Below are 17,643 nucleotides of genomic sequence, written 5' to 3'. Positions count from 1 at the left end.
ACCTGAACCGCCGTATACGGAACCGTACGTACGGTGGTGTGAGAGGACGGCAGATGTGAATCTGCCTCCTACTCGATCGCGAGGGACACTGCAGCCTGATAGGCATAAATCAATTATCAGTGGTGATGGTTAAGTCTTGAGTGGCTTCGGCTTCTGCTTTCAAACGGTCGGCTTTACTGATGTATGCAGACTTACGTTTTGGCGCCAATTTGGCACTGGCTTTTTTGGCATGTGCTTGTAATAGCTGTTTGATTTTTTTGCGACGGTTCATGTGTTCTGCTCGGTGATAAATGTTTGAAAACTAGTCATACGTTTTTAGTAAGAGGCCGGCTCTGCCAGTCCCCGGAGCAATACCGGAGCGAAACCCGGATGCAGAGGCACATTCTCTTTGGTTACTTTCTTTTGTGCTCAGCAAGAGCAACGGAGCGACGTGCAGTAATAGCCGCAGGTTGGCCTGAAGAGTGAAGTGTAGCGAATCAAGTAACGCGCCCGATGGGGTGCAAGTAAATACACATCGACGGAATAGCCAAATGACGGGTATCGCGATGCTCAACCCATCCTACGACTGCTGCAGTCGCGGCTAAAGCCCCTCCCACCGCTCCTACAGATGTGCGGTCTCAACTCCACAATTGCCCAATCGGCGTATCCGCCGAATAGTGCGTTGCCACTTGCGCCTGCAGTAACTCAGCGGTGGCCAGGGCATCGGTCAGGGCGTGGTGCGCCTGGTAGGGCGGCAGGTTGTAACGCAGGCGGCTATCGGCCAGGCGAATGGACACCGGCTGGCGCCGCAGCAAGCGCTCCCACCAGTTCGGTTGGCGGTGCAGGCGGGCCTCCAGCTGCATGGTGTCGATCACCGGGAATTGCAGGCCTTCGCCCAGATGCTCACGCACCGCTTGATCGAGAAAGCTGCGCTCGATGCTGCGGTAGTGCACCACCATCACCTTGCCAGCCATCACCGTCAGCAGTTCGTCGAGAATCTGCCCCAGGCGCGGGGCATGGCGGATGTCGGAGTGTGTGATGTGGTGGAAGGTCACCGACTCGCTGCTCAATTCACTGGCCGGTTTGACCACCCAGTAACGTGCTTCGCCGCAGCGGATGCGCTGCAGGTTGAAGGGCAGCAGGCCAAGGCTGACGATGGCGTGCTGGTTGGCGTCGAGCCCAGTGGTTTCCACATCGAGGGCCAGCAGCGGCACCTGTTCCAGTGGGGTGTCGGCGGCGACGCAGCCTGCTTGGTAGAAGGCTTGCAGGCGCGGGTCTTTGGCGCTGGTAGCCAGCTCAGCAAAGCGCGCCGCCCAGTCCAGCGGCGCAGCGAGCGTACTCATAAGCTTTTGCCCGGCTGTGCGGGATAGCGGAAGCGCAGGAATTTCTGCGCGTTGCTGAGTATCTGAAAGGCTTCCTTGAGGTTATGGCGGTCACTGGCCGAGACTTTTTCCGGCTCGATGTAGTTGTTTGGCTCGCGGCCTTCCGCCAGCGCATTGGCCTGATGGCGGATGCGCACCAGGCTGAGAAATTCCAGGGCGTAGCGCAGTTGGCTGATCGCTTCGGGCTGTAGCAATTTGGTTTTGGCGATAGCGTCCAGGCGTTCCAGTGAGTTCTGCGCCTTGCTGCCGCAGGCCAGCGCGTGCACGCGGATCAGGTCGGTGAGCGGCGCTGTACCTCGGCCTTTGAGGTTGATGATGTGTTTCTGCTGGCCGTCGGTTTCCATCACGAAGGTGCGAAAGAAGCCCAGTGGCGGCGTGCGGTTCAGGGCGTTGCGCGCCAGGGCGGCGAGAAAGGCCGGGGCATTGCTGGCTTTTTCGGCGAGCAGTTCCTTGAGGTTTTCCGCCAGCTCGACCTCGCCGTGTACGCCGTCGAGGTCAAAGAAGATGCAGCTGTTAAGCAGGGTTTGCGGGTTGGGCCGGTCGATCCACTGGCTGAAATAGCCGCGCCATACCTTGAGTGGCTGCCGCCATTGGCGATTAGTGGCCATGATCCCGCCCTTGCAGTAGCTGTAGCCACAGGCGGCCAGGCCATCGCTGACGAATTTCGCCAGCTCGGCAAAGTAGCCGTCATGTAGGTCGGGGTCGAAGCGGTCATCGAGAATCAGCGCGTTATCCTGATCGGTCACCACCAGTTGTTCATCACGGGCCATCGAGCCGGCGGCGAGGAAGCAATAGGGCACCGGCGGCGGGCCGAGTTTCTGCTCCGCTAACTCCAGCAGGCGTTGGCTAAAGGCGCGGCCAATGCCAGCCATGGCGCTGCCGATCATGTGCGCGGTGGCATTTTCGTTGGCCATGCGCACGAAGGTGCCGCGCAAGTCCGGCAGCAGTCCCTGCAAGCCGGCGACATCCGGCTGATTGAAGATCGAGTTGACCAGGTAGAGGCTGCTTTGCGACTCGTAGCGGATGATATCGGAGAGGTTGATCATCCCCACCGGGCGCCGCCTTTGCACCACCGGCAGGTAGTGAATGTTATGGCGCAACATGCTCAACATGGCTTCGAAAACGCTGTCATCGGCCTGGATGGTGATGGGATCGGGCGACATCACCTGGCTGACCGGCGTGGCCGCATCCAGCCCAACGGCCAGCACACGGGTGCGCAGGTCGCGATCCGTTAGGATGCCGACCATGGCGGCGCCGGGCGCATCTCCGTCGAGCAGTACCAACGACGAAACGCTTTGCTCGGTCATCAGCTGTGCGGCCTGTTGCACCGGGGTGTCTTGGCTCGCGCAGACGGGCTGACGCGAGATCAGCGTGCGCACTTTGATCTGCATCAGGTCGCTGGCCTTGCCCTGGCTCTCCACAGCCGACTTGAGGCGTGACTGGCCTTCGGCCTCAACGAAATCGGCGAAGCTGTCGTGTTGCTCACACATCTGAGCGAACAGGGCGGCCGGAATAAAGTAGATCAGGCTGTCTTCAATCGCGCGGGCCGGGAAGCGCACCTTGTTGCTACGCAGCAGGCCGGCCTGGCCGAAGATATCGCCTTCACTCAGGCGGTTGTATAACTCGCCATTGCGCCGGTAGATTTCCACCGCGCCGCTGCGCACGTAATGCAGGTCATGGATGTCTGCGCCGTATAGGAGGATGTCGGTGCCGGCCTTGAAGTAGGCCACCTCGACCTGGCGGGCGATGGCGTCGAGGCTGTCCTCGGGCAGGGCATCAAAGGGCGGGTAGCGATTGAGGTGATCGCGGATCTCCAGGAGTTCGATCTGCATGGGTGCCTCGCGCGTTGTGGCACTACAGGATACGAGCATCGCGCGGTGATGTCCGCCTTGCTGGCCTAAGCAGGTCGGCCGGCGCGTCCGTTGAGTGCCGGCTAGGGTGAATTGGCGGGCAGATGACTAATCAGGGAGGGGTGATGCAAGAGTTAGGGCTTTGGTGGGTGTTGGCGCTGTTGCTGGTTGTGGCTGGCCTGGGGATTTATTACTACAACCGCCTGGTATTCAACCGCGCACGGGTGGCCGAGGCCTGGAGCGGCATTGATGTGCAGCTCAAGCGCCGCGCCAGCCTGATTCCGGCGCTGGTCGAGTGCGTGCGCCAGTACATGAACTATGAGCAGGGCACGCTGCAGGCGCTGGTGCAGGAGCGCCTGCGCGCGCTGCAGTTGGCCGATTCGCCGTTGGCTGAACGGGCGCCGGTGGAGGCGCATCTGAGCACGCAGCTGCGCCAGCTGTTTGCCCTGGTCGAGGACTACCCGGCGCTCAAGGCCGATGGCCAGTTTCTCGACCTGCAACGCACCATCACCGAGGTCGAGAACCATATCCAGATGGCCCGGCGTTATTACAACGGCGCGGTGCGCGAGTTGAATGTGCTGGTGGAATCGGTACCGAGCAACCTAGTGGCGCGGCCTTTTGCCTTCACCCCGGCGGAGTACTTCAGCCTGGATGACCCGCGTGACGCCCAGTCGCCAAACATGGAGTTTTGACATGCTGCGAGTGCTGCGTTTTGCCCTGTTGAGCCTGTGCCTGCTGCCGCTATGGACTGCTGCGGCCGAGGTAATTGAAGACTTTGCCGTGACCCTGCAGGTGCAGGCGGACGGCAACCTGCTGGTGACCGAGCGGATCACCGTGCAGGCCGAGGGTGAGCAGATCAAGCGCGGCATCTACCGCGATTTGCCGGTCAGTTACAGCTTGCCGCTGGGTTTGTTGCAGAGCAGCCCGATCACCCTGCTTGGGGTGAGCCGCGATGGTCAGGCGGAGCGGGCGCGGGTCGAGCAGAACGGTAGCTGGGTGCGCTACTACCTCGGTTCTGCTGACCATGTGCTGCAACCGGGGCGCTATCAATATGAGCTGCGTTATCGGGTTGAGCGCCAGCTGTTGCACCACCTCAATACCGACGAGCTGTACTGGAACGTCACCGGCAATGGCTGGAGCTTCCCGATTCAGCACGCTTCTGTGGAAGTGCTGTTGCCGAGGGGCGCGCGGATCGGCCAGCGTGCCGCCTACACCGGTGGCTGGGGCAGCCAGGACAAGGCCTATGAAGTGGTCGAACAGCGCGATGATTACCTGCGGCTGATCACCACGCAGGGCTTACCGGCCTATCAGGGCCTGACGGTCGCTGTGGAGTGGCAAGCCGGGCTAGTCACTAGGCCGGGTTTGGTTGAACGGGGCGGCGCCTTGTTGCGCGATAACCTCGGCCTGTGTCTGGGTTTGCTGCTGTTGGTCGGCCTGCTGCTGTTCTATCTGCGCGCCTGGGACCGGGTTGGCCGCGACCCTGAGAAAGGCCTGATCATTCCGCTATTCGAGCCACCGCAGGGCATGAGTGCGGTGCAGGCCGGTTACCTCTGGCATCGCGGTTTGCAGGGGGCGTATCAGGATGCGCGGGCGTTCAGTGTGTGGCTCACCGATATGGCCATTCGCAAGCACCTGCATCTCGAAGACAAGCCGCGCGGCGGTGGTTTTACCCTGGCTCGCGGCGCAGGCGCACGTGAAGACTTCAGCGAGGCGGATCGCGAGCTGCGCAAACGCCTGTTCCCGGCCAATAAGGAAGGCATCGCCCTGGAAATTGGTAGCAGCTACGAGCCGCGCCTGGCTGACGCCGTAGCCGGGCTGAAAACCCAGCTGCAAAAACAGGGCAAGGCTTGGTTCAGCAATAATCGGGGACTCTGGGCCTGGGGCTTGGTGTGGGCGCTTGTCGGCTGCCTGATCATGGTGCTAACCGGCGCGCGCAGCGAAGACGATATGACCACCGGCTTGGCGGGTGTGGTGTTCTCCTTGGGTTTTGGCGTGCCGTCGTTGTTTGTGCTGTACATGGCCTGGCATCAGCCCAGCGTGGGTAAGCAGATCGGCCTGGGCCTGGTGGGGTTGATGTTTTTTTGGCCAGTACCGGTTGGCCTTTGGATGCTCAGCGATGCGGCGTCGGTGCCAGCCTTGCTGCTGCTCTGCCTGTATGTGTTGGTGGTGGTGTTGTTTTATTACCTGCTGCCGGCACCATCGGTCGAAGGGCGGCGTTTGCTGGATCAGCTGGAAGGCTATCGCGACTACCTGCAACTGGCGGAGAGCGATGTGCTGGCATTGGCAGGCAATGCCCCGGCGATGAGCATCGCGCTGTACGAGAAACACCTGCCCTATGCCATGGCCCTGGGCGTGGAAGACAAATGGAGCGCGCGCTTTAGCGCAGCGCTGGCCAATGGCCTGATCGACCCGGCGCAGCGTGACTATCAGCCCGACTGGTACCACAGCCGCAGCTCATTCAGCACACCGCTGGCGATGAGTGCCGCCTTGGCTGCTGGCCTTAGCAGCGCCACGGCGCTGGCGTCATCACCCCCGTCGAGCAGCTCGTCAGGCGGTGGCGGTTCATCCGGCGGCGGCTCGTCCGGTGGTGGCGGTGGTGGCGGGGGCGGCGGCGGTTGGTAGAGCGCGGTTCAGCTTTTGTAGGAGCGGGGGGGACGCCCAGTTATTGCCCGCGATCACGGTCAATGCAACAACATCGCGGCCAAGGCGGAGTGCCGCCCAGCCGCTCCTACCGGGTATGGGTTCGCGTCGTCTGATCGCGGCCAAGTCTTCGGGCTTAAGGCTTACGGGTTTCCTGCAGCTTGGCCAGCAAGGCTTCGCTTTTCGCCAACTGTTCGGCTTCGCTGAGCTGTGGGTTTTCCAGCACGCTGTCGAGCTGCTCGATCAGCTCGCTCTGCCGGTTGATCCGCTCATCGAGCTTTTCCAGCTTGATCTGGTTACGCCAGCTCCATAGCGCCAGGGCGCAGGCGGCCAGCACCACGGCGGCCAGCACGATAATCGTCAGGGTGTTCATCGCAGCTCCAGAGTTTTGTGCATCAGCATGCGCGGCAAGTTAACAGCGCCACGCGTCACCGTCTGTGCCTGCTGCACAGAAAATCCCTGATGGGCAAAAAACGCCTGCGCCACTAGGCTGGCCTCGGTAAACAGCTCACGGGCGCCGGCCGCTCGCAGCCGTTGCTCGGCTGCCGCATACAAGGCGCTGGCGACACCCTGGCGGGCAAAGCCGGGTGCGGTGAATAGCAGATCGATATGGCCATCAAGGCTGAAGCCGATAAAGCCGGCGATAGCTCGGCTATCTTCGGCGATAAGCAGTTCAAGTGACGAGAAACGTGTTTTCCAGGCAGGCATATCTGCAGTCGCCGGAGCCCAGGCCTGGCGCTGCGTCGTAGTGCGGCGCAGTCAGCTGGCTAACCGAGGCCTGAAACAACGTAACGATGGCTGGCAGGTCCTGGGCTTGGTAGGCGCGCAGGGTAAGGTTTGGCGTTGGCATGGCTGGCATCGAAAAGGCAGTGAACTGTAACAGCAAGCTTGTCAGATTCGTCAGGCCGTTGCGACTCAGCCACAGCTAGCGGTGCAGACGGAAAGCCCTGGCGTATTTGATCGTTCCACGTGAAACCCCTATGGATGCTGGCTCTCAGTCTGGTTTCGTGCGTTTAGTGCGGAAGCAGGCCAGGTCATTCAGCAGCAATTGAGCTTCGGTTAAACACATTAAGTGTTATGTTATAACTCACTGCTTGCTATGTCTGATCAATGCTGGAGCCTCCTGTTATGCCCAACCGTCTTCCCGTCACCGTGCTGTCCGGCTTTCTCGGTGCCGGCAAAAGCACCTTGCTCAACGCCATCCTGAAAAACCGCCAGGGCCTGAAAGTGGCGGTGATCGTTAACGACATGAGCGAGATCAACATCGATCGCAGCGAAGTTCAGCGTGATGTCAGCCTGAACCGCGCCGAAGAAAAACTGGTGGAGATGAGCAACGGCTGCATCTGCTGCACCCTGCGCGAAGACCTGCTGGAAGAAGTTGGCCGCCTGGCCCGCGATGGTCGCTTCGACTACTTGCTGATCGAATCCACCGGCATTTCCGAGCCGCTGCCGGTAGCCGAGACCTTTACCTTCCGGGGTGAGGATGGCCAGAGCCTGGCCGACATAGCGCGCCTGGACTGCATGGTGACGGTAGTCGACGGGGTGAACTTCCTACGCGATTTCCACGAGGCCGAAAGCCTGGCCAGCCGGGGCGAAACCCTCGGCGAAGACGATGAGCGCTCGATCACCGATCTGCTGATCGAGCAGGTGGAATTCGCCGATGTTTTGCTGATCAGCAAGATCGACCTGATCAGCAGCCATGAGCGCGAAGAGTTGATGGCCATCCTCAAGGGCCTGAATACCCACGCCGAAATCGTGCCTATGGCCATGGGCGCAGTGCCGCTGGAGAAGATCCTCAACACCGGCCGTTTCGACTTCGAGCGCGCCGCCCAGGCACCGGGCTGGCTCAAGGAGCTGCGCGGTGAACATGTGCCGGAAACCGAGGAATACGGCATTGCCTCCACGGCTTACCGGGCGCACAAGCCGCTGCATCCAGAGCGCTTCTTCAACTTTATTAATCGCGAATGGAGCAACGGCCGCCTGCTGCGCAGCAAGGGTTTCTTCTGGCTGGCCAGCAAGTACGAGGAAGCCGGCAGCTGGTCCCAGGCGGGCGGTTTGATGCGCTATGGGTTTGCCGGGCGCTGGTGGCGTTTCGTACCCAAGGCGCAATGGCCGCAGGATGAGGAAGGCCTGCAGACAATCATGAAAAACTGGCAAGCCGAGACTGGCGACTGCCGCCAGGAGCTGGTGTTTATCGGCCAGAACATCGACTTCGCCCAACTGACCGCAGAGCTGGATGCCTGCCTGCTGACGGATGCGGAAATGGCCCTCGGTGTCGACGCCTGGCAAGCGCTGCCCGACCCGTTCGGCCCCTGGCATGAGGAGGCCGCCTGATGCTCGCGCCGATGCTGCGTCAGCCGCTGCAGCAGGTCAGAAGCGAGCAAATCGAGGTGCTCGGCGAGGTGCTGCGCGAAGAGGTCAACTTGGCCGTCTGGCAACGTCAGTTGCCGGCGCAGATCAGTGATTTCGCCAACGCCTTGTTGGCTCAGGGCGAAGCATTGGGGCAATCCATTGTGCTGGAACTGGCCAGCCCGGAGAGCACGCCGAACCTCAGTGGCTTGGTCGATGGTTACAGCGATCTGCCGGGCCAGGAGGCTTTTCTGCAGGACCTGAGCTGGCTGGTCAGTGCCTTCGCCTGCCTGTTTGACGCCAAACGCATCGGCCTGCGTCTGCGTATTCTCGACAAGGCCATGTGCCCGCGCTTTCACGTCGATCATGTGCCGGTACGGCTGATCACCAGCTACGCCGGGGTGGGCAGTGAGTGGCTGGCGGAAGGCGGTATGGCGCGCCGTCGTCTTGGCGATCCGGCTGCCGAGCCCAACGATGCTGTGCTGATCAAGCGCGCCGATACCGGCCATGTGCTGCTGGCCAAGGGCGAGAAATGGATTGGTAACGAGGGCGGCGGCTTGATCCACCGTTCACCGCAGCCGCCGGCAGGTGAGCGGCGCTTGTTGCTGACGCTGGATTGGTTGGCCTGAATTCAGGCAAAAAAATAGGCTGCGAATAAAGCAGCCTTAAGTACCAGAAAGGCACACCGGCGCGTGACCCGGTATGCAGGGGAGGGATACTCAAGGCCACTAGAACATAGACAGGGTGACGCTTTGATGACGGTGTTTGTACGCTAGAGAACTCGTATCAGGACCTTATGGTCTGTCGCTTTGCGTGGGAGGGGCTTCAGCCGCGACTGATCTGGCGGCGCTAAAAACGTCGCGGCTAAAGCGGAACGCCGCCCGACCCCTCCCACATAGCCTGGCGTTGCACCGACAAAGGGGTATGAGCACTGCAATATTGCCTGCGCCGGAGTTTTAACAGCCTGCTAGCGCGCCATCCACACGCCCTTGCTCTGCTTTTCGCAGAAGGGCTTGAGGTAATTGGCATCGCTGGCCACGCCGTAATAATGCACATCCTGCTTGTACGGCGTGCCGCCCACCGTGGAATTTCGGCACACGCCGAAGGCCCCCATCGGGCACTGTTCGACAAACTCCACGGCCACTTTCTGGCCCTTTAGCTGCGGCTGGCAGAAGCCAGTGCGGAACAGGTTGGGCGGAATACTGCGGTTCTGCTGGCAGACCTTCACATCCAGGCGCTCAGCCTGGCTATGCACCACACAGGCTTCGCCCCAGGCCAGGCCGGACAGTGAAAACAGGCTCAGCAGCCAAAAAGCGCGCATCAATTGACCCTCCAAAAATATGCCGGCGACTCTAGCACGCTGTTTTTAATCAGTCTGCGTAGGGCCGCATCCTCCGGTGCTGTAGGCCGTTAGAATGGCTACAACCGAAATCTACTTCCTGATGGACAGTGGCACGCGCCTATCATGCTGAAAAATATTCCCACCCATGTGATTGCCGGGCCGCTCGGTGCCGGCAAGACCAGCCTGATCCGTAACTTGTTAGCGCAGCGGCCGACGCATGAACGCTGGGCGGTGCTGATCAATGAGTTCGGTCTGATCGGTCTGGACGCTGCACTGTTGACCACTGATGACGATGGCATTGCCTTGGGTGAAGTGGCCGGCGGTTGCCTGTGCTGCGTTAACGGCGTGCCGTTTCAGGTTGGCCTTGGCCGCCTGTTGCGCAAAGCCAAACCGCATCGCCTGCTGATCGAACCCTCCGGCCTCGGCCATCCGCTGCAATTACTCGCACAACTGCGCGAAGCGCCCTGGGCTGGCGTGCTGGCGGTGCAAGAGCCGCTGCTGGTGCTCGACGCGCAGGCGCTGGCCGCAGGTGTTGCGCTGCCGGAGAGCCAGCAGGCAACCCTGAGCAGCGCCGGCTTGTTGCTGCTGAACAAGGCCGAAGGGCTGAATGATGCAACCAAGGCGCGCATCCAGGCGCAGCTGTCAGCACGCCCGATTTACTGGACCCGTCAGGGCGCACTGCCGCTGGCAGCGCTGCCCGGCTTTAGCACCCAGGCCGATAGCGGCGGCGCGCTGGATAATCTGCCTACGGCAGCGGCGCCATTGCCGCAGCTGTGGCGCGGTCCGAGTGAGCCAATCTGCCAGATTCAACAACAGGCCGAAGGCTGGAGCATCGGCTGGCGCTGGCACCCCAGCCAGCAGTTTGAGCTGCTGCGCGTCCAGCAGTGGCTAAGCAGCCTGCCCTGGCGCCGCGCCAAGCTGGTGTTGCACAGCAACGCCGGCTGGCTATCCGCCAACGCCCTGAACGGCCAGGCCCTGCACTGGCAAACCAGCGAATGGCGCAAGGACTCGCGGCTGGAGCTGATCTTTAGCGAGGCGCAGGATGTGCCGGCGCTGCAGGCTGCGTTTGCGCAATGCGTGCTGCCCTGAGGCGAAAGGCCAGCGGGTGTTGATAAACTGCGGCCACTTTTTTCTGGATAGCGCCCATGCAATTGCTTCCTTGGTCCCATGACTGCTCGGCGGGCTTCACCCTGCGCGGTTGGCATACGCCGCCTTCGGGCAAGCCGCTGCTGCATTTTTTGCACGGCAATGGTTACTGCGGGCGGGTTTATACGCCCTTGTTGCAACGGCTCAGCGAAGACTTCGACCTGTGGCTGTGCGACGTACAGGGCCATGGCGAGAGTGATCATGGCGGGCGTTTTCATGGTTGGAACCGCAGTGCCGAGTTGGCGCTGGAGGCGTTTGCGCTGGGGCGTGAGCGCTATGGCGATGTGCCGGTGTTTGCCGTGGGTCACAGCTTTGGCGGGGTGCTGAGCAGCCTGATGCTGGCCCAGCAGCCGCAGCTGTTCCAGCGCGCGGTGTTGCTCGACCCGGTGTTATTCAGCCCGGCGATGATCGGGGTGATGGCGCTATCCGATGTGGTCGGCCTAAGCCGGCGCACCACTCTCGCCAGCAAGGCGCTCAAGCGGCGCAGCAGTTGGCCAGACCGCGCGGCTGCACACGCGGCGTTGCATGGCCGGGGGATGTTTCGTGGTTGGACCGAAGAAGCCTTTGCCGCCTATATCCAGCACGCCTTGAAAGACGGCGATAACGGCGCCGAGTTGAAATGCCGGCCGAGCCGCGAGGCGGATATTTTCAGCTCATACCCCAAGCGCTTGTGGCCCTCGCTGGGCAACGTGACAACGCCGACTCAGGTGCTGTACGGGCAGCACAGTTACCCCTTCGTGGCTAAGTCGGTGGCGCGCTGGTGTGCCAGCAATAGCCATGTCAGTGCCCATGTGGTGCCGGGCGGGCATTGTTTTATGCAAGAGCAACCGGCCGACAGCGCCGCCCGCGTGGTGCACTTTTTATTGCAGCGTGATTAGCCATCAGTCGCGGCGAGGATAAGCGCTCTTAGTGGCGCGGCGTGTTGTCATCGGCGTCGTGCCGCTGGCTGCGCCATTGCTGCATTTCGATCACCTGGGCGCTGGGCGCGGGCGGTTCGCGAAATGGATGGGGGGCCAGTTCGATCCGTCCCAATTGCTTGCCGAACAAGGTGATGCTGCCGATATGCCGTTGCTCGCCGGTCACCGTGAACTCGAAGCCATACACCCGTGCCAGGCGTTTGCGGCCCCGGGCATCGGGCAATAGCGCGAGCCGGCGCAGCGCGACATTTTCATCAAGCAACTCGATGTCGGCCTTGGCGCAGTGCTGCTTTACCAGCGCCAGCGCGTGTTCACGCAGACCATGGGCGTGCCACAGCCAGGCGCAGGCAGTGGCGAATAGCATCACGAGAAACACATCGAAGAGGTCGATCATGCAGGCTCCGGCAGCAGCAGGCTAATGGCTCAGCCTTCTGCTTGGTTAAGCGCCTGATAGCGCTGTTGCAGTTCGTGGCGAATCTGCCGGCGTTGCAGGCCTTGGCGCTGGCGGCGCAGGCCGTCCGGGGTGTCGGGGGTTAAGGCCGGAATAACCACGGGCTTACCCTGTTCATCCATCGCAACCATGGTGAAAAAGCAGCTGTTGGTATGGCGTACCGAACGCTCGCGGATATTTTCCGTGATCACTTTGATGCCAATTTCCATCGAGGTGCGGCCTGTGTAGTTAACCGAGGCGAGGAAGGTCACCAGTTCACCGACATGGATCGGCTCTCGGAAAATCACTTGATCCACCGACAAGGTCACCACGTAGCAACCGGCATAGCGGCTGGCGCAGGCGTAAGCGACTTCATCGAGGTATTTGAGCAGGGTGCCGCCGTGAACATTGCCAGAGAAATTGGCCATGTCCGGGGTCATCAGGACGGTCATCGACAGCTGGGCGGTTCCGGCTTGCATAGGGCACTCTGTGGCGGGCTGATGGAGCGTGTAGGCGCTGTGACGCGCTGCACGCCCGTCACGGTACTGGTTGCGACAAACCATAAGCAAGCGCCTTGCCGCGCAACGGCGGCTTGGCACCGCTGCGGCTTAGAGCATTGTGGTTTCCAGCGCCTGCGCAGGTGGCAGGTAAGCGGTGCGCTCGGCATAGCCACGCGGCTTGCCAATCTGGCGGCTATTCAGGCCTGCAGTTGCAGGCTGTGCTCCGGCTCACCGGGTCTGTAGGCGAGACCTGGCGAAAGCCCAAACCGTGCGCCTGCACCCGCGGTTTCCAGCGGGTGGGCGCAGTGTGTTGGCGGTATATGAATGCAGCCGGCACCTGGTGCAGGGGGGGCGGTTTGCTGCTGATCAGGCGTGGGTCAGGTACCAGCGCCAGTCCTGCTCGCCGACTTCACCCATAAATTGGCGAAATTCATTCCATTTGATCGCCAGGAACACCTTGAGAAATTCCTCGCCCAGCGCGTCTTTGGCCCACGCTGAGTTTTCCAGGGCGCGTAGGGCAGTAAGCCAGTCTGTGGGTAGGGTTTCGCGTGCTTGCTCGTAGCCGTTGCCGATGATTTCTTCGCCCGGATCGATCTGGTTTTTGATGCCGTGATGGATACCAGAAAGGATCGCTGCCGCAGCTAAGTAGGGGTTGGCGTCGGCGCCACAGATGCGGTGCTCGACGTGCCGGCTTTTAGCCGGGCCACCGGGTACACGGAACGACACGGTGCGGTTATTAACCCCCCAGCTCTTGGCCAGTGGCGCGTAGCTATTGGCCTGGAAGCGGCGGTAGGAGTTGGCGTTGGGGCAGAAGATCGCCAAGGCGTCGTTGAGCGTGGACATCATTCCGCCGATGGCGTGCTTGAGAAGCGGCGTGCCGTGTGGGTCTTCCGACGCCATCAAGTTATTGCCGTGCTCATCGGCCAGACTGACGTGCATGTGCATACCACTGCCGGCCTGGTCGCCGAACGGCTTGGCCATAAAACAGGCCTGCAGTCCGTGCTTGTTGGCCACACCTTTGACCAGGCGTTTGTAGCGCACGCCTTCATCGATCGCCTGCAGCACGTCGAAGCGGTGTTCTAGGGTCAGTTCGACCTGGCCAGGGGCGTATTCGGAAATTGCCGTGCGTACCGGCAGACCCTGCACTTCGCAGGCGCTGTAGAGGTCGTCGAGGAACGGTTGCAGCTGCTCCAGTTCGTACACGCCATACACCTGCGGCGCTTGCGGGCGCACGCCGTTGGCTTGCAGCGCCGGTTGCGGGCGACCATTGGTATCACGGTTTTTATCCAGCAGGTAGAACTCCAGCTCCACCGCCATGACCGGGTGGTAGCCGTCGGCCTTCAACCGGTCGATGGCGCGGATCAGCACATGCCGTGGATCAGCCGGCGCAGCGGGCAGGCCTTGGGTCGGGTGCATGCTTACCTGCAGCTGGCCGGTCGGTGTGCTGCGCCAGGGTTGCAGGGTCAGGCTGCCAGGGATTGGGTAAGTCCAGCAGTCGGCGTCGGCCACTTCCCAGACCAGACCGCTTTCTTCCACGTCCTCGCCCTGGATGGTCAGCGCCAGAATCGAGCTGGGCAGCGGTCGGCCGTTCTCGTAGATGGCCAGCAGTTCGTTACGATGCAGCAGCTTGCCGCGTGGGATGCCGTTGGCGTCGATCAGCATTAGCTCAATCAGACGCACTTCGGGGTGGGCGGCGAGGAAGTCGTGGGCTTCCTGAATATCGGCGTATTGCATGGTGGTTGTCTCTGTAGGGTGGATCGGGGCGCGTAGCTGGCGCTTTATCCATCCACCGGGTGTCTCGATTGTCGGTGTGGCCTGTTGGTGGATGAAAAAGCGTCATCCACCCTACGGTCTGGTGCGCCCCTACTCGCGAGCGCCGGGGATGGCCAGCAGCTCGGTGAGGGCCTGATCGAGCATGCTGATCAACTGGTCCACATCCGCTGCCGTGGTGCTTGGGCAGCACAGGGTCATGTTGTGGAACGGGGTGATCAGGATGCCGCGGTTGATCAGGTACAGGTGCAGTGCCATCTGCAGTTCATCGTGAAATGCCGCTTCAGCTTCGGCACCGGTTTTCGGTGAGACCGGGCAAAACTGGAACTCGCTGCGCGCGCCCAGCTCGGTCACCGACCACTTCAGGTCATGCTTGCCAATCAACGAACGGAAACCATCGGCCAGGCGTTTGGCCAGCGGTAGCATGTGGTCGTAGGCGGCCTGGGTCATCACCTGTTCCAGGTTGGCGCGCATGCAGTGCATGGCCAGGGCGTTGGCCGACAGCGTGGTGCCCATGCCGCTGTGGCCATGGCCGTGGCTGTTTTCGCTGGCGCGTTGGCGCGCAGCGCTCATGGCTTCGGCCATCGCTGCGCTGCAACCGAAGATGCCGCACGGCACACCGCCTGCGATCGGTTTACCGACCACGAAAAAGTCCGGCTCGAGGTTCCACAGCTTGGTGCAGCCACCCATGTCGGTGGAGATGGTGTGGGTCTCGTCGATGATCAGCAGCGCGCCGTATTTACGCGTTAGCTCGCGGCATTGCTGCATAAAGCCCGGCTCGGGCAGGACCATGCCGATATTGGTCATCGCCGGCTCGCAGAGCAGGGCGCAGACATCGCCCTGAGCCAATGCGGCTTCCAGCGCCGCCACATCATTGAACGGAATCGAGCGGCTGTGCTGCGTCAGGTCGTAGGCCTGGCCGAGCAGACCGGAGCGCGGCACGGTTTCGCCATCGATGCAGCGCACCATCACGTCATCGACGGTGCCGTGGTAGCAGCCGTCGAACACCAGTAAGGTTTTGCGCTCGGTAATCGCGCGGGCCCAGCGCAGCACGTAGCGGTTGGAGTCAGTGGCGGTAGCGGTGACTTGCCAAAACGGCAAACCAAAGCGCGCGGCCAGCAGCTCGCCGCAGACCACGGCGTCTTCGCCTGGCAGCATGGTGGTCAGGCCGTTGTTGCCTTGCTCGGCAATAGCCTTGGCAATCGGGTCCGGCGAGTGGCCGAACATGGTGCCGGTGTCGCCCAGGCAGAAGTCGATGTATTCGTGGCCGTCGACGTCATAGAAACGCGCGCCCTTGGCCCGCTCGACGAACAGCGGCACCGGCGTCGACCAGTCGGCCATCCAGTGCATCGGCACGCCGCCGTACAGCGAATTGCGTGCGCGTTCAGCCAGTGCCACGGATTTCGGATTGCGCGCGATAAAACGCTCGCGCTCGCGTTGGGCGAAAGCTTCTACGGCGGATGGGCTGATACCACTGGCAGTCATGTTGAACACCTCGCTCGAATATCTGAACATGCTATTTTGTGATCACAGAAAACTCAAGAATTGGTTTGATCAGGCTTTATTGCTAGATTAATCCCATATTTGTGATCACGGGATGTTGAAGAATGGTCTTTGAACAGCAAGTCGCGCTGATCAGCGGTGCGGGCAGTGAATCGGGCATCGGCCTGGCGATTGCCCGCCGCCTGGGCTGTGCCGGGGCGCGAGTGTTGCTGACGGCCAGCAGTGCGCGGGTCGAGCAACGCGCCGCTGAACTGTGTGCAGAAGGTATAGACGCACGCGCCAAGGCTGCGGACCTGACCGATGAACAGCAGGTCGCTGAATTGCTCGACTGGGCACAGGCACAGTGGGGGCAGATCGATATCCTGGTGAACAACGCTGGCATGGCCATGCAAGGCAGCCCGGAGCCGTTCGCCGAGCTGGCGGATATGGACCTGGCGACCTGGAACTTGTCCATCGCGCGCAACCTCGGCACTGCTTTTCTGCTCACCCGCGCTGTGCTGCCGGGCATGCGTGCGCGCGGCTACGGGCGCATCGTCAATATCAGTTCTACCACCGGCACCCGTGGCAGCAACCCTGGTGAGGCGGCCTACAGCGCAGCCAAGGCCGGCATGCTCGGTATGAGCATGGGCCTGGCGCTGGAGGTGGCCAAGCAAGGCATTACGGTTAATAGCGTCGCGCCGGGCTGGATTGCTACTGGTTCCAGTACCGAGGAAGAGCGCCACGCCGCCGAGTACACACCTATGCGCCGCGCCGGACGATCTGAGGAAGTGGCGGCTGCGGTGGCTTTTTTGGCATCGCGCGAGGCCAGCTATATCACCGGCGAGGTTATCGTGGTGGATGGCGGTAACTGCCTGATCGAGAACAAAGCCCCCTGAGCGCTTTTGCGTCGGTCAGGCGTTGTTGCAGGGATACTCGAAAATGCTCATTGACTGTTTTTCCAGTAACCCTGCGCCTAGCCTGCCTCTAGCAGCACCACTCAGGCCAATTTCCTGAATTTCGGAGAACCCCATGCATAACTGCTCGCTGACCCTCGCCCAACTCCCTGCACCGCCGGCACAAGGACGCTGCTGAACCATGGCCGACAACCTGCAGGATCAACTCTACCAACGTATTCGTGAAGGCCTGCTGGCTGGGCGTTTCCAGCCCGGCGAGCGCTTGAAAATCCGTGATCTGGCCGCTGAATGGGGCACCAGCCCGATGCCGGTACGCGCCGCTTTGCAGCGCCTGGTCGCCGAGGGCGCGCTGGAAGGCGAGCCGCAGCGCTCGGTGCGCGTACCGCCGATGACCCGTGAGCGTTACCAGCAGATTTTTCAGGTGCGCATAGCCCTTGAAGGCCTGGCCGTAGAGCTGGCCACGCCGCGCCTGACCCCCGCTGACCTGACTGAGCTGCGCGGTTGTGTGGCGCGTATGGATCAAGCCATCGAGCAGCGGCAGATTCAGGCCTATCTGGATGCCAACAGCCAGTTCCACCTGCACCTCTACAGCGCCTGCGGTAACCCAGTGCTGCTGCGCAGCATCGAGTCGCTGTGGCTGCAAGTCGGGCCGTTTTTCAATCGACTGTTCACCGAAGCTGACCTGTCGCTGCGCCTCAACGACTTTCATGAAGACGCCTTCAGTGCCATCGAAGCGGGAAATGGAAAAGCGGCGCGTGAAGCCATGGAGCAGGACCTGAACTACTTCGCGCGCTTTCTGCTTAACCTGCTGGATCTCGAGAAGGGCTAGCGCTGAGTAGCCGGCCGCGGCACTGGTGCACTTCTGCTGCTGCGAGAAAAAGGTTTGAGCTGTAACCGGGAGCAATGTGGCCATTGAACTGGCCAAAGATGGTTGCCGGCTGG

General features: G+C 61.6%; 19 protein-coding genes. 8 read left to right on the top strand and 11 right to left on the bottom strand.

Annotated elements, in window-relative coordinates; all coding sequences use genetic code 11:
* Positions 1–109: 109 nt before the first annotated feature.
* From N1078_RS10400 to N1078_RS10390, 3 genes are all read right to left on the bottom strand, one after another.
* Positions 110–271, bottom strand: a complete 162-nt coding sequence (locus tag N1078_RS10400; RefSeq protein WP_274088100.1) for a DUF2986 domain-containing protein — start codon at positions 269–271, stop codon at positions 110–112.
* Positions 272–617: 346 nt separating this feature from the next.
* Positions 618–1,322, bottom strand: a complete 705-nt coding sequence (locus tag N1078_RS10395; protein WP_274088099.1) for a 3'-5' exonuclease — start codon at positions 1,320–1,322, stop codon at positions 618–620.
* Positions 1,319–3,193, bottom strand: coding sequence for a DUF294 nucleotidyltransferase-like domain-containing protein (locus N1078_RS10390; RefSeq protein ID WP_274088098.1), 1,875 nt, complete (start codon positions 3,191–3,193; stop codon positions 1,319–1,321). The genes N1078_RS10395 and N1078_RS10390 overlap by 4 nt, the downstream gene beginning before the upstream one ends.
* A 122-nt stretch (positions 3,194–3,315) precedes the next feature.
* Here N1078_RS10390 and N1078_RS10385 point away from each other — a divergent pair, with 122 nt between their 5' ends.
* Positions 3,316–3,903 (top strand): LemA family protein, encoded by a 588-nt coding sequence (locus N1078_RS10385; protein ID WP_274088097.1) that lies wholly within the window; start codon positions 3,316–3,318, stop codon positions 3,901–3,903.
* 1 nt (position 3,904) lies between these two features.
* Positions 3,905–5,833: a DUF2207 domain-containing protein gene (locus N1078_RS10380; protein WP_274088096.1), complete on the top strand. Its 1,929-nt coding sequence runs from the start codon at positions 3,905–3,907 to the stop codon at positions 5,831–5,833.
* 154 nt (positions 5,834–5,987) lie between these two features.
* Here the strand turns inward: N1078_RS10380 and N1078_RS10375 are convergent, their stop codons facing one another.
* From N1078_RS10375 to N1078_RS10365, 3 genes are read right to left on the bottom strand one after another with little or no spacing between them, the layout of a single operon-like run.
* On the bottom strand, positions 5,988–6,224 hold the full coding sequence (locus N1078_RS10375; protein WP_274088095.1) for a hypothetical protein: 237 nt from the start codon (positions 6,222–6,224) through the stop codon (positions 5,988–5,990).
* Entirely contained in the window at positions 6,221–6,559 is a 339-nt protein-coding gene (locus tag N1078_RS10370; protein WP_274088094.1) for a GNAT family N-acetyltransferase, read from the bottom strand. The genes N1078_RS10375 and N1078_RS10370 overlap by 4 nt, the downstream gene beginning before the upstream one ends.
* On the bottom strand, positions 6,525–6,701 hold the full coding sequence (locus N1078_RS10365; RefSeq protein WP_274088093.1) for a hypothetical protein: 177 nt from the start codon (positions 6,699–6,701) through the stop codon (positions 6,525–6,527). Before N1078_RS10365 ends, N1078_RS10370 begins: the two co-directional genes overlap by 35 nt.
* 278 nt (positions 6,702–6,979) lie before the next feature.
* Between N1078_RS10365 and zigA the strand changes: the two genes are divergently transcribed.
* Entirely contained in the window at positions 6,980–8,185 is a 1,206-nt protein-coding gene (zigA, locus tag N1078_RS10360; RefSeq protein WP_274088092.1) for a zinc metallochaperone GTPase ZigA, read from the top strand.
* The gene (locus N1078_RS10355) at positions 8,185–8,829 is read left to right on the top strand and encodes a DUF1826 domain-containing protein (RefSeq protein WP_274088091.1); all 645 of its coding nucleotides are present in this window, start codon (positions 8,185–8,187) and stop codon (positions 8,827–8,829) included. The genes zigA and N1078_RS10355 overlap by 1 nt, the downstream gene beginning before the upstream one ends.
* A gap of 338 nt (positions 8,830–9,167) precedes the next feature.
* Here N1078_RS10355 and N1078_RS10350 read toward each other — a convergent pair whose 3' ends face one another.
* Positions 9,168–9,521 (bottom strand): NADH:ubiquinone oxidoreductase, encoded by a 354-nt coding sequence (locus N1078_RS10350; RefSeq protein ID WP_274088090.1) that lies wholly within the window; start codon positions 9,519–9,521, stop codon positions 9,168–9,170.
* Positions 9,522–9,665: 144 nt separating this feature from the next.
* On the opposite strand from N1078_RS10350, the gene N1078_RS10345 reads away from it, so the two are divergent.
* Together N1078_RS10345 and N1078_RS10340 are read left to right on the top strand one after the other, a co-directional pair.
* On the top strand, positions 9,666–10,631 hold the full coding sequence (locus N1078_RS10345; RefSeq protein WP_274088089.1) for a CobW family GTP-binding protein: 966 nt from the start codon (positions 9,666–9,668) through the stop codon (positions 10,629–10,631).
* Between the two features lie 56 nt (positions 10,632–10,687).
* Positions 10,688–11,566: an alpha/beta fold hydrolase gene (locus N1078_RS10340; protein WP_274088088.1), complete on the top strand. Its 879-nt coding sequence runs from the start codon at positions 10,688–10,690 to the stop codon at positions 11,564–11,566.
* A 28-nt stretch (positions 11,567–11,594) separates the two neighbouring features.
* Here the strand turns inward: N1078_RS10340 and N1078_RS10335 are convergent, their stop codons facing one another.
* From N1078_RS10335 to N1078_RS10320, 4 genes are all read right to left on the bottom strand, one after another.
* Entirely contained in the window at positions 11,595–11,999 is a 405-nt protein-coding gene (locus N1078_RS10335) for a DUF3301 domain-containing protein (protein WP_274088087.1), read from the bottom strand.
* A 29-nt stretch (positions 12,000–12,028) separates the two neighbouring features.
* The gene (locus N1078_RS10330) at positions 12,029–12,514 is read right to left on the bottom strand and encodes an acyl-CoA thioesterase (protein WP_274088086.1); all 486 of its coding nucleotides are present in this window, start codon (positions 12,512–12,514) and stop codon (positions 12,029–12,031) included.
* 387 nt (positions 12,515–12,901) lie between these two features.
* The gene (locus tag N1078_RS10325; RefSeq protein ID WP_274088085.1) at positions 12,902–14,269 is read right to left on the bottom strand and encodes a glutamine synthetase family protein; all 1,368 of its coding nucleotides are present in this window, start codon (positions 14,267–14,269) and stop codon (positions 12,902–12,904) included.
* A 129-nt stretch (positions 14,270–14,398) separates the two neighbouring features.
* Positions 14,399–15,790, bottom strand: coding sequence for an aspartate aminotransferase family protein (locus tag N1078_RS10320; RefSeq protein WP_274088084.1), 1,392 nt, complete (start codon positions 15,788–15,790; stop codon positions 14,399–14,401).
* A gap of 122 nt (positions 15,791–15,912) precedes the next feature.
* On the opposite strand from N1078_RS10320, the gene N1078_RS10315 reads away from it, so the two are divergent.
* Positions 15,913–16,683 (top strand): SDR family NAD(P)-dependent oxidoreductase, encoded by a 771-nt coding sequence (locus N1078_RS10315; RefSeq protein ID WP_274088083.1) that lies wholly within the window; start codon positions 15,913–15,915, stop codon positions 16,681–16,683.
* Between the two features lie 199 nt (positions 16,684–16,882).
* Positions 16,883–17,530 (top strand): GntR family transcriptional regulator, encoded by a 648-nt coding sequence (locus tag N1078_RS10310; RefSeq protein WP_274088082.1) that lies wholly within the window; start codon positions 16,883–16,885, stop codon positions 17,528–17,530.
* Positions 17,531–17,643 lie beyond the last annotated feature (113 nt).

The sequence above is a fragment of the Pseudomonas sp. MIL19 genome, assembly GCF_028680365.1.
Lineage (GTDB): Bacteria > Pseudomonadota > Gammaproteobacteria > Pseudomonadales > Pseudomonadaceae > Aquipseudomonas > Aquipseudomonas spirodelae.
This window is presented reverse-complemented; position numbering and strand designations above follow the sequence as displayed.

Coding starts and splice junctions, on each gene's coding strand:
- N1078_RS10355 (WP_274088091.1), top strand. CDS start 8,185: ATGCTCGCGCCGATGCTGCGTCAGCCGCTGCAGCAGGTCAGAAGCGAG.
- N1078_RS10365 (WP_274088093.1), bottom strand. CDS start 6,701: ATGCCAACGCCAAACCTTACCCTGCGCGCCTACCAAGCCCAGGACCTG.
- zigA (WP_274088092.1), top strand. CDS start 6,980: ATGCCCAACCGTCTTCCCGTCACCGTGCTGTCCGGCTTTCTCGGTGCC.
- N1078_RS10345 (WP_274088089.1), top strand. CDS start 9,666: ATGCTGAAAAATATTCCCACCCATGTGATTGCCGGGCCGCTCGGTGCC.
- N1078_RS10400 (WP_274088100.1), bottom strand. CDS start 271: ATGAACCGTCGCAAAAAAATCAAACAGCTATTACAAGCACATGCCAAA.
- N1078_RS10330 (WP_274088086.1), bottom strand. CDS start 12,514: ATGCAAGCCGGAACCGCCCAGCTGTCGATGACCGTCCTGATGACCCCG.
- N1078_RS10350 (WP_274088090.1), bottom strand. CDS start 9,521: ATGCGCGCTTTTTGGCTGCTGAGCCTGTTTTCACTGTCCGGCCTGGCC.
- N1078_RS10370 (WP_274088094.1), bottom strand. CDS start 6,559: ATGCCTGCCTGGAAAACACGTTTCTCGTCACTTGAACTGCTTATCGCC.
- N1078_RS10380 (WP_274088096.1), top strand. CDS start 3,905: ATGCTGCGAGTGCTGCGTTTTGCCCTGTTGAGCCTGTGCCTGCTGCCG.
- N1078_RS10340 (WP_274088088.1), top strand. CDS start 10,688: ATGCAATTGCTTCCTTGGTCCCATGACTGCTCGGCGGGCTTCACCCTG.
- N1078_RS10385 (WP_274088097.1), top strand. CDS start 3,316: ATGACTAATCAGGGAGGGGTGATGCAAGAGTTAGGGCTTTGGTGGGTG.
- N1078_RS10320 (WP_274088084.1), bottom strand. CDS start 15,790: ATGACTGCCAGTGGTATCAGCCCATCCGCCGTAGAAGCTTTCGCCCAA.
- N1078_RS10395 (WP_274088099.1), bottom strand. CDS start 1,322: ATGAGTACGCTCGCTGCGCCGCTGGACTGGGCGGCGCGCTTTGCTGAG.
- N1078_RS10335 (WP_274088087.1), bottom strand. CDS start 11,999: ATGATCGACCTCTTCGATGTGTTTCTCGTGATGCTATTCGCCACTGCC.
- N1078_RS10310 (WP_274088082.1), top strand. CDS start 16,883: ATGGCCGACAACCTGCAGGATCAACTCTACCAACGTATTCGTGAAGGC.
- N1078_RS10315 (WP_274088083.1), top strand. CDS start 15,913: ATGGTCTTTGAACAGCAAGTCGCGCTGATCAGCGGTGCGGGCAGTGAA.
- N1078_RS10375 (WP_274088095.1), bottom strand. CDS start 6,224: ATGAACACCCTGACGATTATCGTGCTGGCCGCCGTGGTGCTGGCCGCC.
- N1078_RS10390 (WP_274088098.1), bottom strand. CDS start 3,193: ATGCAGATCGAACTCCTGGAGATCCGCGATCACCTCAATCGCTACCCG.
- N1078_RS10325 (WP_274088085.1), bottom strand. CDS start 14,269: ATGCAATACGCCGATATTCAGGAAGCCCACGACTTCCTCGCCGCCCAC.